Annotated in this window: 16 protein-coding genes; 10 read left to right on the top strand and 6 right to left on the bottom strand. The window is 38.4% G+C overall.

Annotated elements, in window-relative coordinates; genetic code table 11:
- Positions 1 to 137 precede the first annotated feature (137 nt).
- Positions 138 to 1,088, top strand: a complete 951-nt coding sequence (gene tal, locus A1D26_RS05890; protein ID WP_157403140.1) for a transaldolase — start codon at positions 138 to 140, stop codon at positions 1,086 to 1,088.
- A 217-nt stretch (positions 1,089 to 1,305) separates the two neighbouring features.
- Here tal and A1D26_RS09795 read toward each other — a convergent pair whose 3' ends face one another.
- From A1D26_RS09795 to A1D26_RS05875, 4 genes are all read right to left on the bottom strand, one after another.
- Complete coding sequence (locus tag A1D26_RS09795) at positions 1,306 to 1,599, bottom strand: hypothetical protein (RefSeq protein ID WP_262508789.1); 294 nt, start codon at positions 1,597 to 1,599, stop codon at positions 1,306 to 1,308.
- A 306-nt stretch (positions 1,600 to 1,905) separates the two neighbouring features.
- On the bottom strand, positions 1,906 to 2,085 hold the full coding sequence (locus tag A1D26_RS09790) for a hypothetical protein (RefSeq protein ID WP_438696204.1): 180 nt from the start codon (positions 2,083 to 2,085) through the stop codon (positions 1,906 to 1,908).
- A 161-nt stretch (positions 2,086 to 2,246) separates the two neighbouring features.
- Positions 2,247 to 2,678, bottom strand: coding sequence for an organic hydroperoxide resistance protein (locus tag A1D26_RS05880; RefSeq protein ID WP_157403139.1), 432 nt, complete (start codon positions 2,676 to 2,678; stop codon positions 2,247 to 2,249).
- Between the two features lie 25 nt (positions 2,679 to 2,703).
- The gene (locus A1D26_RS05875; protein ID WP_157403138.1) at positions 2,704 to 3,831 is read right to left on the bottom strand and encodes an NADH-dependent flavin oxidoreductase; all 1,128 of its coding nucleotides are present in this window, start codon (positions 3,829 to 3,831) and stop codon (positions 2,704 to 2,706) included.
- Between the two features lie 113 nt (positions 3,832 to 3,944).
- Here A1D26_RS05875 and A1D26_RS05870 point away from each other — a divergent pair, with 113 nt between their 5' ends.
- Complete coding sequence (locus tag A1D26_RS05870; protein WP_157403137.1) at positions 3,945 to 4,802, top strand: AraC family transcriptional regulator; 858 nt, start codon at positions 3,945 to 3,947, stop codon at positions 4,800 to 4,802.
- 151 nt (positions 4,803 to 4,953) lie between these two features.
- On the opposite strand, the gene A1D26_RS05865 is transcribed toward A1D26_RS05870, so the two are convergent.
- Together A1D26_RS05865 and A1D26_RS05860 are read right to left on the bottom strand one after the other, a co-directional pair.
- The gene (locus A1D26_RS05865) at positions 4,954 to 5,241 is read right to left on the bottom strand and encodes an Imm53 family immunity protein (protein ID WP_157403136.1); all 288 of its coding nucleotides are present in this window, start codon (positions 5,239 to 5,241) and stop codon (positions 4,954 to 4,956) included.
- Between the two features lie 87 nt (positions 5,242 to 5,328).
- Positions 5,329 to 5,622, bottom strand: a complete 294-nt coding sequence (locus A1D26_RS05860) for a YfcZ/YiiS family protein (protein WP_157403135.1) — start codon at positions 5,620 to 5,622, stop codon at positions 5,329 to 5,331.
- A gap of 162 nt (positions 5,623 to 5,784) precedes the next feature.
- Between A1D26_RS05860 and thiP the strand changes: the two genes are divergently transcribed.
- The 8 genes from thiP to glyS all read left to right on the top strand — a co-directional run bounded on the left by thiP (position 5,785) and on the right by glyS (position 12,930).
- Positions 5,785 to 7,371, top strand: a complete 1,587-nt coding sequence (gene thiP, locus A1D26_RS05855; RefSeq protein ID WP_157403134.1) for a thiamine/thiamine pyrophosphate ABC transporter permease ThiP — start codon at positions 5,785 to 5,787, stop codon at positions 7,369 to 7,371.
- Positions 7,368 to 7,994, top strand: coding sequence for a thiamine ABC transporter ATP-binding protein (gene thiQ / locus A1D26_RS05850; protein WP_157403133.1), 627 nt, complete (start codon positions 7,368 to 7,370; stop codon positions 7,992 to 7,994). Before thiP ends, thiQ begins: the two co-directional genes overlap by 4 nt.
- 85 nt (positions 7,995 to 8,079) lie before the next feature.
- Positions 8,080 to 8,916: a cell division protein FtsN gene (gene ftsN / locus A1D26_RS05845; RefSeq protein ID WP_157403132.1), complete on the top strand. Its 837-nt coding sequence runs from the start codon at positions 8,080 to 8,082 to the stop codon at positions 8,914 to 8,916.
- Between the two features lie 15 nt (positions 8,917 to 8,931).
- Positions 8,932 to 9,252 (top strand): DUF2322 family protein, encoded by a 321-nt coding sequence (locus A1D26_RS05840; protein ID WP_157403131.1) that lies wholly within the window; start codon positions 8,932 to 8,934, stop codon positions 9,250 to 9,252.
- A 27-nt stretch (positions 9,253 to 9,279) separates the two neighbouring features.
- The gene (locus tag A1D26_RS05835; RefSeq protein ID WP_157403130.1) at positions 9,280 to 9,543 is read left to right on the top strand and encodes a hypothetical protein; all 264 of its coding nucleotides are present in this window, start codon (positions 9,280 to 9,282) and stop codon (positions 9,541 to 9,543) included.
- 50 nt (positions 9,544 to 9,593) lie between these two features.
- Positions 9,594 to 9,965, top strand: coding sequence for an endonuclease domain-containing protein (locus A1D26_RS05830; RefSeq protein WP_157403129.1), 372 nt, complete (start codon positions 9,594 to 9,596; stop codon positions 9,963 to 9,965).
- 495 nt (positions 9,966 to 10,460) lie between these two features.
- Entirely contained in the window at positions 10,461 to 10,853 is a 393-nt protein-coding gene (locus tag A1D26_RS05825) for a hypothetical protein (RefSeq protein ID WP_198303096.1), read from the top strand.
- A gap of 10 nt (positions 10,854 to 10,863) precedes the next feature.
- Positions 10,864 to 12,930 carry a glycine--tRNA ligase subunit beta gene (glyS, locus tag A1D26_RS05820; protein WP_157403128.1) on the top strand — a complete coding sequence of 689 codons (2,067 nt, stop codon included), beginning with the start codon at positions 10,864 to 10,866 and terminating at the stop codon, positions 12,928 to 12,930.
- Positions 12,931 to 12,958 lie beyond the last annotated feature (28 nt).

Raw genomic sequence — 12,958 nt, 5'->3', positions numbered from 1 at the left:
AAGTTTTCAGCAACAAGCGGACATATTTTATCTCTATTTTGCAAAATGTGACTTATCTAACAAAATTCATTCTGTTTTCTTTATTCAGTTACTGATATGATTGACGAGATTTTCATTACATATATTAAGGAAGTTTTATGAACCAATTAGATGCTTTACGCGAAATGACAGTTGTAGTTGCCGATACTGGCGATATTGACGCAATCAAATTATATCAACCTGAAGATGCAACGACTAACCCATCTTTAATCTTAAGTGCTTCTGCATTACCACAATACGCTCCACTAATTGATGACGCTGTTGCTTATGCAAAAGCTCAAAGCAATGATAAAGATCAACAACTTATTGATGCAGAAGACAAATTAGCAGTTAATATCGGTTTAGAAATCTTAAAAGTAGTAAAAGGGCGTATTTCTACTGAAGTAGATGCTCGTTACTCTTACGATACAGAGAAAACCATCGCCAAAGCACGCAAATTAATTGCTTTATATAATGCAGCAGGTATCAGCAACGATCGTATTTTGATTAAGATTGCATCAACTTGGCAAGGCATTAAAGCTGCAGAACAGTTAGAAAAAGAAGGTATCAACTGTAACTTAACCTTATTATTCTCACAAGCACAAGCCCGAGCCTGTGCAGAAGCTGGTGTTTACTTAATTTCTCCATTTGTAGGGCGTATCTTAGATTGGTATAAAGCTAACTCAGACAAGAAAGAGTATGCACCTGCTGAAGACCCAGGTGTGATTTCTGTCACATCTATTTATAACTATTATAAAGAATATGGTTATAACACAGTTGTAATGGGAGCAAGTTTCCGTAACGCTGGCGAAATTACAGAACTTGCAGGTTGCGACCGCTTAACCATTGCTCCTGCATTATTAAAAGAGCTACAAGAAAGCAATCAACCATTAGTTCGCAAACTGGCATTTAACGGCGAAGTAAAAGCAAAACCAGAAAAAATGACTGAAGCTGAATTCTATTGGGAACATAATGCAGATCCGATGGCTGTTGAAAAATTAGCAGAAGGTATTCGTAAGTTCGCTATCGACCAAGAAAAATTGGAAGCAATGCTTGCTACAAAACTCTAAAAGTAAGCGGCTAGATTTCAGTTTTCTTTTGCAAAGAATTGCCTAAATCACCCCAGCTGTTAATCGGCATAATGGACAAAACAGTTGCTAATAATATTTTTCTTATGTTGTTAGCAACCCTTTTTATTTAAAAAATTCTGTATAAACAATACCTCATGCTTTCTTATTAATCCATTGTGATTATTTAATTTTCGCTTAAGTTCACTAAATAATCCTTCTAACCTATTTGTCGTTTTTCTATATTTAACCCAGTGTACTTTTCGAAGGTAAATAAATATTTTTCATAATATCTAAGGCTAGATAAAGCACTTCTTAATCCTTTATGTTTATAAGGAAAATAACCTTTCTCATTGCATTTATCTGGTCGTTCATTTAAATAGTCTTGATGAGTTAAATACCATAGGTGTAAATGGCGATAAAATTTATTTTTTGTGCATTCCTTGAGGGTTTTAACAAGTATTTTGAGCGCTTTTCCTGCCGCTAATTTATGTTTTTTTCTGAGTTTTCTCATCACCATTGCAACGAGATGAAAATGATACATCTGTGTCGGAGTATCGAATAAGTCCCTAAGTAATCCACGACACCCATCGCAGGTAATGGATTGAATGATGTAGCCTTTTTCTCTTAATCTATTTAATGCAACGTGATAATACTCATCTCATTCGGTCTTAACCAGTTGGTGATAAACGACCTTTTCGCTCAAGCTATCCATTATGACCAAAATACCAAATTCCCGACCAAAGAAAGTGGTATCCATAATATTTAAATGCGTTGAAATAGGCGTTTTTAATGCGGTTTTAGGGGCTTTATCAATATATCACTGAATAGTTTTAACTGAGCATTTATATTTAATAGCGAGTTCTTTGTAGCTCTGTTTTCCTTGCGAATAATCAAACCAAATATCGGTAGGGTTTATTTTATGTTGAAAGGTGAATGTTTTATTACAGCAATGACATTTATAACGTTCAGTGTTATTTCTAACACCATTCTTCTTTATATTTTGATTTTTACAAAAATGACACGTTTTTTATTTATTTTCAAAAAAATGGGTTAAAGCCTTTTACTATAAGCTCTTAACGCAATTTTTAGCAACCATTTTTCCATTTTGGAACAATAAACTGTAGAAGATCAGAATTGATCTTCTACACATTAACTTCCTTATAAATCAAAAGCCTGAACTACATTCACATGCAAACGCACATCCACATTACCACGAGTTGCATTTGAATATGGGCAAACTTCGTGTGCACGAGTAATTAAGGTTATTGCTTCTTCTTCCGTTAAGCCTTCTACTGTAATAGTGATATCTAAATCTAATGCAAATGCACCATCTGCTTTTTGACCGATACCCACACCTACTGTTGTGCTTGATTTGGTAGGTTTTAAACCTAAAGTTGGTGCAACGTGGTTCATTGCACTATCAAAGCAAGCTGCATAGCCCATTGCAAAAAGCTGTTCTGGATTTGTACCCACTTTACCACTTTGGTTGTGGAAGCCAACTAAGTCAAAGCCGATTGAACCGTCATCTATTTGAGTACGACCGTCACGACCGCCTGTTGCGGTTGCTGATGTTTGGTAAAAAATTTTCATTGTTTATTCCTTCTTCATATCAAAATTAAATATCTACTGGTTTCCAGTCGTGCCCTTTCACTGGTGGTAACCACGCTCCGCCTTGTTGGCATAAACTCCATAGAAAGTCTGGTATTCCGTATTGGTCTGCTCGTGTTGGATCAAGCTCGGTTGTGATTTCACTATCACGGTTCTCTTTCAGTAAGGTAGCAATATTTGGCGTTACCATTACTGCTTTACCTAAACCGATAAATTCCGCCCACCCTGTTTGGAATGCTGCACGAATTTGTTTGCCTGAAAGTAAAGCCCCCAAGCCGATTAATGGTAACTTACCGTTAATTCGTTCGTGAATAAGCTGCATTCGAGTAAGATGAGTATCCGCTCCACGACGTGCTTTTTTGTCAAATTCGTGAAGTGAAACGTGCAAGTATTGCAATGGTTTTTCCACTAAGGCATCGATTAAAGCAAAAGTATCTGTCATCGTTAAACCGTTTTCTCCTGGTTCTTCTGGAGAGAAACGGTAGCCTACAATAAATTCAGGTTTTGCATATTTCTCTTTTAATGCTACAACTGCATCAACAATCGCCAGCGGGAAGCGTAAACGTTTTTCAAGGCTACCTCCCCATTCATCTGTACGACGGTTAAATTGACCAGAGAAGAATTGTTGAATTAAATAGCCATTTGCACCATGAATTTCTACGCCATCAAAGCCTGCTCGTATCCCTAATTCTGCCGCATTCGCATAGGCTTCTATTAACGCTACCACTTCGTCAGCCGTTGCTGCTTTTGCGCCGCTTTCAGCGTGATCTGATGCACTAATCAACGCTAGTCCACCTGTTAAATTTGTTTGTGCATTCACGCCACCGTGATGAATTTGTAAAATCGCTTTTGCACCTTGTGCTTGAAGTACTTGTGCAATTTCACGCAAACTATCTAAGTGGCTATCATCAAGGGCTTCAGGTTGTCCCACAAAGGTTTTACCATTTTTCGCCACTAACGTTGCCGCTGTGATGAACATCCCCATATCCACTGCTCGATTGCTGATAAAGGTACGCTCTTGCTCGCTTAGTGTTCCGTCTTCGTTTGAACTGAAATGTGTCATCGGAGCAACAACCAAGCGGTTTTTAATTTCTACACCATTATTAAGAGTATAAGTTTGAAAAAGTGAATTCATTATATTCTCCTGTTAATCCTTATCCGTTAGAAGTGCGGTTATTTTAGTGGCAATTTTAAGTTTGTAGGTATATCATTTCTACAAGAAACTTGCCTAATTCTCTAAAAGTAAAAATGCACATTATTGATAAATTATTACCGCTTGTGCCGAAAAACCAATTTTGGCAGACTCCCATTGATGGACTTGTAATTCAACACACAGATCGCCCTACACCAGTGGCAAGTACCATTCTCGAGCCTCGCATTTGCATTGTGTTGCAAGGTGAACGAAAAATTTGTATTGGTGATCAATGTACGTTATTCAGTAATCAACATTTTATGTTCTGCCCAATAAACGTGCCGTTGTCTGCAGAGGTAGTGAAAGCAAGCCCTGAAAAGCCTTATCTGATGATGACGATGAAAATTGACTTAAAAATGGTGGCAAGCATCGTACCTCATATTCCAAAGACCGTTGCAAAAAATCAGCCAAAATCGACCGCTTTTTTACAATGGCAAATGGAGGAAAATCTACTGGAGCAATTTGAGCGCCTGGTTGATTTGCTCAAAACACCAGAAGATATTGATTTTCTTGCACCGCTTATTCAGCAACACATTTACTATGTTCTGCTAAAAAGCGATCAAGGACAAAAATTACGAGAATTGGTACAGCTAGGTAGCCACACAAATCAAATTGCTCAAACTGCACTATGGATTGAGCAACATTTGTCTGAATCATTGCGTGTAGATGATTTGGCGAAACAGGCGGGAATGTCGGTATCCAGTTTTCATTTACATTTTAAAAAAATGACCAATATGTCGCCGTTACAATATCAAAAATCGCACCGTTTACTGGCTGCACAAAAGCTAATCCAAACCAAGCAAAGCAATATTGCCAATATTGCGTTCCAAGTCGGTTATGAAAGCCCCAGCCAGTTTAGCCGAGAATATAAAAGACATTTTGGAGTAAGCCCTAAATACGATATTCAGTCATAAAGTGTTTGGGGCTGAAGTAAACTGGCATACTTGCTAATCTAATACAATCCCTCAAATAATCTTGATAGGTTAAATACGGTTGGTGTAAATACTATAAAAATGATTTTCGATCTTTTTTGTATTTTGACAATGAAATAGCTTCCATTGGATGTTATGAATCTACTTCGAGCCAATTTACTGCATACTCAAGTAATTTATTAAAAGACAAAACGCCAGAGTAACCAGTGAAAGAATGATTGTCAGATTTAATTATTAACCAATTATCTTCTGTATCTATCGAATTTGTAATGTCCCAAATTTCCTTGCTATTTTCCCCTGTAATTCTTATACACCAACCAGGGTTATCTATATTATCTAAAGAAAATCCATAAGAATGCTCCCAAACACCATCACATTTTGATTGATACCAAGTGTTTATGATGGTTAAAAAATCTTTCATTTGATTGGTCCTTTTTCTATATGCTTATTAGAGCAAACCTCTAGTGAGGTGCCTAGAGGTTTGTCTGAGATATCAAGAAGTTTTTGGTTAACGCAACGCAAGCTGAAATAAGACTGCTTCTGCTTGGCAGCTGAAATTAAATGTTGCATTAAGTGTAACGCCATTTTCTTGTGAAATGAATTGATGCGTTATTTGGCAAGGCTCATTTTCAATTTGTTTGGCTTTATTGACCAAGAAATCAAGTGTTTGCTGAGCAGTTTCTTGGTCTGGGTAATGTTGCTCAAAATCAATTTGAGAATCGGCATTATCAAACATTGCGGTACTAGTCGGTTTGCAATTTACTTTGCAGTTTTCTGCTTCATCGCTAAAAGTCTTGCTCATAATATCTCCTTAATCGATAAAAAGCAGAGCGTAGCAGAGACAATGATAAATTTCTTTGAGAAAGAACAAACCTACGATGACTTTATCCCGTTTTAAACATCATCGACTACATCAATGAAATAGGGTAAATTAGCTTATCTATTCTTTTTATTATGATATGTGATGCTACGCCGATTTACTGCTTTTTCTGCTTGGTCGATTTACACCATTATTGTGGCACTTTATGTGTTTAGTTTATGGGCGTTATTTGAACATCGTGCCGATGAAACTTTTTGGTCTGTTGGGGAAGCCTTACAAATTCTCAAACAGAGCTTATGGCAAGCACTACTTTCTGCATTTTTTTCTACAATTTTAGGCGTTTTTCTCGCTCGCAGTTTTTTTTATCTCAATTTTAAAGGTAAAGGCTTGCTCTATAAGCTCATCTCATTTGCGTGGGCATTGCCATCTTTAGTGGTTATTTTTGCCATTATCGGAGTATGGGGCAATTCAGGTTGGGTAATGCAGCTCTTAACATTTTTAGACATTCCCGCCACCTTTAATCTATATGGTTTGCAAGGTATTTTGCTTGCTCATTTATTCTTCAACATTCCGTTGGCGACTAAATATTGTTTGGACGCGTTACATTTAATCCCAAGTAGCCAGCATCAACTTGCCGCTCAATTAAATTTACAGGGTTGGCGATATGTGCAAATTGTCGAATTGCCAATGTTGAAAAAGGTATTACCTTATACCTTTATGAATATTTTTCTGATCTGTTTTACCAGTTTCCCGATTGTGTTAATGCTAGGTGGTGGACCGAAATATAGCACTCTTGAAGTTGCCATTTATCAAGCGGTGACTTTCGAATTTGATTTTGCAAAAGCGGTAATGTTGATTATGACCCAAATTCTAGTCGGGGTTATCTTACAAATTACGATGGATATTTTGACGAAATTTGCATTTTCTCAGGGGAAAAATACCGCTATTCCAGTCGATCATATTTGGAAACCACAAGCTAAGGGTGTTAATAAATGGTTATTACAAGGCATTATGATGCTAATGGGAATGATGATCTTAATACCTATCGCAAATGTTATCTGGACAGGCATTAGTGTTTCTCACTTCTTTACACGCTTAACCAACCCGTTACTTTGGGAAGCAACACGATTCTCGCTCTTAATCAGTGCGATTGCGGCGGTAACAGTGATTGTTATCGCCTATTTGATTGCCCTTGAAGCAAAGAATTTAGCTTATCAAAAACATAAAATTACCCATAGTTTTCTCGCCGGAGTAGCGACTTATCCGTTAATTATGCCTGTATTTATGTTAGCTGTCGGTCTGTTTTTATTATTGATAGATACACCGCTTTCTACTTGGCAACTTTTATGCTTAGTTGGAATATGTAACGGATTGATGCTACTGCCCTACATTTATCGCTTGTTATTTACGGCGGTTTGGGAAGCCTTTATTACTCACGATAAATTAGCAAGAGAATTAGGTATTACAGGCTTTCGCCGTTGGTGGATTGTGGAAAAAAATTACCTGATCCGACCGCTTCGTAATGCTTTTGCCCTTGCAATGTCGGCTAGTTTAGGCAGTTTTACCGTCATTGCCTTTTTCGGTAGCCCTGATTTTAGTACATTACCTTATCTGCTTTATCAACAATTAGGGAGCTACCGAATGGACGATGCTGCAGTGACAGCATTGATGTTAATGCTCCTTGCTTTTTTACCATTTTTGATTATTGAACAGCGAGAACAAAACAGATGATCCAAATGAATGTCGAATTTGACTATCCTGAACTGCCGATGAAATTTAAGTTAAATATTGCAAAAGGTGAGAGAGTTGCAGTTATCGGTGAAAGTGGTTCAGGAAAAAGCACGTTACTCAATTTAATTGCTGGATTTGAGCTAGCAAACCAAGGTGAAGTTTACCTTGCAGGGCAAAATCATACGCATACGCAACCAGCAGACAGACCTGTTTCAATGCTATTCCAAGACAATAATCTTTTTCCACATTTAACTGTTTCACAGAATATAGGACTAGGTTTAACCCCGAGTTTGCGATTAAGCCAATCCCAAAATAACAAAGTAGAAGAGATCGCTTATCAAATGGGGATAGCGGATTTCCTATCACGCCGAGCAGATAAATTATCGGGTGGGCAAAAACAGCGTGTAGCATTGGCAAGAACGCTATTACGAGATAAACCGATCTTTCTCTTAGATGAACCCTTTTCAGCTTTAGATCCAATCAGACGAGAAGAATTACAAGAGTTAGTTTATACCCTGTGTATCCAAAAAAATCTGACATTACTGATGGTTACCCACCAATTTGATGAAGTAAAACAGCTTTTTACGTCCGTTATTCAGGTTGAAAATGGGAATATTGTGTAATGATTTCACAGTCGATTCCCTAGCCAAAAACGGAAATTTTTAGTACTATTGTTCGATTATAAATTACATTTATTTAGGGGTCATTGTGCCAAATCGTGATTATGCTGCTCGTTCAAAAAACAAAAAGAGTGGAAATAAATTTCTTATTCTTATCATTATTATTTTGCTACTTATTTTAAGTGGTTTAGCACTGCTGTTGTTATCTGATAATAACAATAAGCAACCGACTGTGGTTGCCCCACAAGCTCAATCTCAACAACCGAAAAGTAGCTTACCAAGTCGCCCAGAAGAAGTGTATAGCTATATTAAAGATCTTGAAACACGTGAAGTGCCAGTCGATAAAAACTCAAAATTGGCTCAATTAACGAAAGAACAAGAACAAAAAATCCAACAACAAAAAGAGGCGGAAAAACGCAAATTAGAGCAACAAACCCAAGCTGTTGCTAATCAGTCAGGCACTCAAGAAACAGAAGATGTAGCCGAAGTTGCGACGCCTGAAGATACTCAAGCGGCGTTAGCGAAGAAAGCTGAAGAGCAAAGAATTGCTGAAGAAAAGCGTAAGCAAGCTGCCGAACTAAGAAAACAGCAAGAACAAGCTAAGAAAGCAGAACAACAAAAACAAGAGCAAGAGAAAACAACACAGAAAGATACAGCTCAGCAAAAAATTGTTGCAACCACTAAATCCGCTTCAGAAGCACCTAAATCAAGCGGTAAGTTTGGCTTGCAATGTGGTGCATTTAAAAATAAAGCTCAAGCTGAAAATATGCAAGCGCGTTTAGCAATGGCAGGTTATAACGCTCGTATTAGCAGCAGTGCTGACTGGAATCGTGTTTTTGTCGGTCCAATTGGCGATAGATCAGCAGCTTCAGCCGCACAGTCTAATGCTCGTAGCGTTGCTGAATGTCTAATTATTGGTATGTAAATTTAAGGAAAGTCTATGCAGTTCAAAGATTATTTATCAACCTTCCCTGATATTGACCATCTATCAGGTTTAGATGTCGCTGATTCAGACGGTAATGTTATTCACCATATTCCCGCCATTGAAGGTAAATTAGGTTCATTAAAGCTCTATAATGCATTAGCAGAAACCTTTGATAAACAACTTAATAAACAATCGGCTCAACAAGGTGTTGAGTGGTTTGCAGAACACGTCGAAGATGCCAAACTAAATATTGGCAAGCACCCTAATATTGATTTACTTCTTGATGTGATTGCATCAGATAAAACCTTAGTATTAAAACCGATTCGAAAAAGCTAATTTTTCTTACTGAATAAGATATAAGAAATGACAAAACCCGCACTCTTTTTTGCCCATCTCTGCCCCGATACTGAGCCTTTCGTGGCAGAGTTAGCCCGTTTAAACGTGGATTATGAAAGCGTAAATATTTTGGAATCAATGGCAAACTACAAACGTTTTCTATTCTTGCGAGATCGTCATTCTGCTTTCGACCACGCTAAACAAAACAGCCATATCGGAATTCCAGCTTTGTTATTGGCTAATGAGAGGGTCGTTTTGGATAAAGATGACTTAAGTTCAGTATTTAAATAAAAGTGCGGTGCTTTTTGTGAGAATTTTGTAAAATTTAAGGGAGACTTAATATGCAACCTTACTCAAAATCACTCAAACCACTCTCACAGAAACTTCGCACTGAACAAACAGATGTGGAAAGAAAATTATGGCAACGGATAAACCGAGATCAGCTTTTAGGTTTTCGTTTTAACCGCCAAAAGCCACTGTTGAATTACATTGTGGATTTTTACTGCCCGAAAGCAAAGTTGATTATTGAATTAGACGGTAGCCAACATTACGAACCTGATTATCAGGAAAAAGACCGCTTGCGTGATGCGGAACTAAACTCTCTAGGATTTACCGTAATGCGGTTTAGCAATGATGAAATATATTTTGAGATTGAAGCGGTGATAGAGCAGATTTATTTGTTTTTGGAGAAGGTTAGGACAAATCTCCCCTAGCTCCTCTTTACTAAATAGAGGGACCAGATCTCCAAGAATTTAGAGAATTGCGTTCTTCATCAGTAATAAGAACATTTAAAATGCAATGATGAAGTTTATTTTGAGAAGGCTAGGACAAATCTCCCCTAGCCCCTTAAAGAGGGGGATCGGATCTCCAAGAATTTAGAGAATTAAGTTCTTCATTGACAATAAAATTTAAAATGCAAAGTAGCTCACAGAACTTAATTTTTGCACAATTCCAGTCCCCCTCTTTAGCAAAGAGGGGCTAGGGGAGATTTGGCAGATGTTAAAACGAAGTGAGAGAATAAACAAGCGGTAGGATTTCTAACTATTTTTGCAAATTTTCTGAAAAATGTACCGCTTGTATAGATAAGATAGAGCTATTCTTTGACGAGTGCTGTAATTTTAAATAAAGAGTAAGTACTCGTGTGAACACGAGTGCTATCGGGGGTTGAAATAGCTAAAAATACTACCGACAGAAATTAAGAGATTCTTATGAAAATAATCACAACAAAAGCAGAATTAGAAAATGCAATTAAAAATAAAGAAATACATTTTATTGTAAAAGGTGAACTGGCAGAAAAAATTCAAAAGGGACGAAAAATTAATACACTTAGTAAGTGGTCTTTAGGTATTTTATCTGCGGCTATCGCTGGAATTGTTGTAGCTCCTGCAACAGGAGGTATTACTGGCGGATTAGGGGTTGCTACTGCAGGAGCTGTTGCAACATTGACTGGCTTGGAAATTGCGGTAATTATTGCTGTAGTCTTTGTTGGTATTGGTTTAATTATGGCAATTTATAAAGATTATGATGTTAAGTTTAAAATAAACCCTCAAAATGGCGAATTAGAAGGTGAATTTAATAGAAAAATAAATAATTCAAAATAGAGAAAACAAAATGACAACACAAAACTTCCTCGCCGAGATCGGCACTGAAGAGCTGCCACCGAAGGCACTCAAAAAATTAGCGACTGCGTTTGCAGAAAATGTAGAACAAGAATTAAACCAAGCAGGTTTAACTTTTGATAAAGTAGAATGGTTTGCAGCCCCTCGCCGTTTAGCGGTGAAAGTGCTAGGTTTAGCAACCGCTCAACCGAGTAAAGAAATCGAGAAACGTGGGCCTGCTGTGTCAGCAGCGTTTGATACAGAAGGCAAGCCGACCAAAGCGGCTGAAGGCTGGGCGAAAGGCTGTGGCATTACCGTTGAGCAAGCGGAGCGTATCGCTACTGACAAAGGCGAATGGCTAGTTCATCGTGCAGTGATTGAAGGTCAGCCGACCCGAAACTTGCTTGTTGGCATCATCAGCAATTCTCTTGCGAAGTTACCTATTCCAAAAACAATGCGTTGGGGCGATAAAACCGAACAATTTGTTCGCCCAGTGCATACGGTCACTTTATTGTTAGGCGATGAGTTAATTGAAGGCGAGATTTTAGGTGTAGCTAGCGGTCGTACCATTCGTGGACACCGTTTCTTAGGCGAACGTCAATTCCAAATCGATCACGCCGATCAATACCCACAATTACTGAGAGAAAAAGGTTCTGTGATTGCGGATTTCAACGAACGCCGTTCTGAAATTTTTGCAAAAGCTCAAGCGAAAGCAACCGCTTTAGGTGGTGTAGCAGATATTGAAGATGATTTACTTGATGAAGTCACCTCCCTTGTTGAATATCCGAATGTGCTTGCGGCAAAATTTGAAGAGCGTTTCTTAGCTGTTCCTGCGGAAGCTTTGGTTTACACAATGAAAGGCGACCAAAAATACTTCCCGATTTATGACAAAGACGGAAAACTTCTTCCACACTTTATCTTTGTATCGAATATCAACCCTGATGATCCAAGTAAAATCATTGAAGGGAACGAAAAAGTGGTTCGCCCACGTTTAACAGATGCGGAATTCTTCTTTAAAACCGACTTAAAACAGCGTTTGGAAGATCAATTACCACGTTTAGAAACCGTTTTATTCCAACAACAGCTTGGTACATTACGTGATAAAACCGCTCGTATTGAACAGCTTGCAGGCGAGATTGCAAAACAGATTGGGGCAGATGAAACTAAAGCAAAACGTGCAGGTTTACTGTCAAAATGCGATTTAATGACAAATATGGTGTTTGAATTTACCGATACGCAAGGCGTGATGGGAATGCACTATGCTCGCCACGATGGTGAAGATGAAGAAGTGGCGGTGGCGTTAAATGAGCAATATATGCCACGCTTTGCGGGCGATGCGTTGCCAAAATCACTGGTGGCAAGTAGTGTAGCTTTAGCCGATAAATTCGATACGCTCACAGGAATTTTCGGTATCGGTCAAGCACCAAAAGGCAGTGCCGACCCATTTGCATTACGTCGTGCAGCATTAGGTGCGTTACGCATTATTGTTGAGAAAAACTTACCGCTTGATCTGGCAGAAATTGTGAAAAAATCCACCGCACTTTTCGGCGATAAACTGACGAATACCAATGTGGTTGAAGATGTAGTGGACTTTATGCTTGGTCGTTTCCGTGCCTGGTATCAAGATGAAGGTATTGCGGTAGATGTGATCCAAGCGGTACTGGCTCGCCGTCCGACTAAACCATCTGATTTTGATGCACGAGTGCGTGCGGTATCGCATTTCCGCACATTAGATGCAGCAGAAGCGTTAGCGGCAGCGAATAAACGTGTGAGTAACATTCTTGCGAAAGCGGATATTGCAATTGGTGCGATTGATCTCACCGCTTGTGTAGAGCCTGCAGAGAAATCCTTGGCGGAAGCTGTGCTGACATTAGAAAAAGAAGTTCAACCGCTGATTGCTAAAGGCGATTACACTGCCGTGCTAGATAAATTAGCAAGTTTACGTCAGCCAGTAGATAATTTCTTTGATAATGTAATGGTGAATGCAGAAGATCAAAAACTGCGTCAAAACCGTTTAGCGATTTTAAATACGCTACAAAACTTGTTCTTACAAGTTGCGGATATTTCATTATTGCAATAATTCCCTTTAATCTGACCGCTTATGGCAA

The sequence above is a fragment of the Ursidibacter maritimus genome (assembly GCF_009761395.1).
GTDB lineage: Bacteria > Pseudomonadota > Gammaproteobacteria > Enterobacterales > Pasteurellaceae > Ursidibacter > Ursidibacter maritimus.
Note: the sequence above shows the minus strand (reverse complement) of the source record. Positions and strands in the feature narration are given on the sequence as shown.

Bases quoted from the DNA above. Each gene is read 5' to 3' on its own strand.
- A1D26_RS05865 (WP_157403136.1), bottom strand. From the start codon at position 5,241: ATGAAAGATTTTTTAACCATCATAAACACTTGGTATCAATCAAAATGT.
- tal (WP_157403140.1), top strand. From the start codon at position 138: ATGAACCAATTAGATGCTTTACGCGAAATGACAGTTGTAGTTGCCGAT.
- thiQ (WP_157403133.1), top strand. From the start codon at position 7,368: ATGATCCAAATGAATGTCGAATTTGACTATCCTGAACTGCCGATGAAA.
- A1D26_RS05875 (WP_157403138.1), bottom strand. From the start codon at position 3,831: ATGAATTCACTTTTTCAAACTTATACTCTTAATAATGGTGTAGAAATT.
- glyS (WP_157403128.1), top strand. From the start codon at position 10,864: ATGACAACACAAAACTTCCTCGCCGAGATCGGCACTGAAGAGCTGCCA.
- A1D26_RS05830 (WP_157403129.1), top strand. From the start codon at position 9,594: ATGCAACCTTACTCAAAATCACTCAAACCACTCTCACAGAAACTTCGC.
- A1D26_RS05825 (WP_198303096.1), top strand. From the start codon at position 10,461: ATGAAAATAATCACAACAAAAGCAGAATTAGAAAATGCAATTAAAAAT.
- A1D26_RS05870 (WP_157403137.1), top strand. From the start codon at position 3,945: ATGCACATTATTGATAAATTATTACCGCTTGTGCCGAAAAACCAATTT.
- A1D26_RS05835 (WP_157403130.1), top strand. From the start codon at position 9,280: ATGACAAAACCCGCACTCTTTTTTGCCCATCTCTGCCCCGATACTGAG.
- A1D26_RS05840 (WP_157403131.1), top strand. From the start codon at position 8,932: ATGCAGTTCAAAGATTATTTATCAACCTTCCCTGATATTGACCATCTA.
- A1D26_RS09795 (WP_262508789.1), bottom strand. From the start codon at position 1,599: ATGAGAAAACTCAGAAAAAAACATAAATTAGCGGCAGGAAAAGCGCTC.
- thiP (WP_157403134.1), top strand. From the start codon at position 5,785: ATGCTACGCCGATTTACTGCTTTTTCTGCTTGGTCGATTTACACCATT.
- A1D26_RS05860 (WP_157403135.1), bottom strand. From the start codon at position 5,622: ATGAGCAAGACTTTTAGCGATGAAGCAGAAAACTGCAAAGTAAATTGC.
- A1D26_RS05880 (WP_157403139.1), bottom strand. From the start codon at position 2,678: ATGAAAATTTTTTACCAAACATCAGCAACCGCAACAGGCGGTCGTGAC.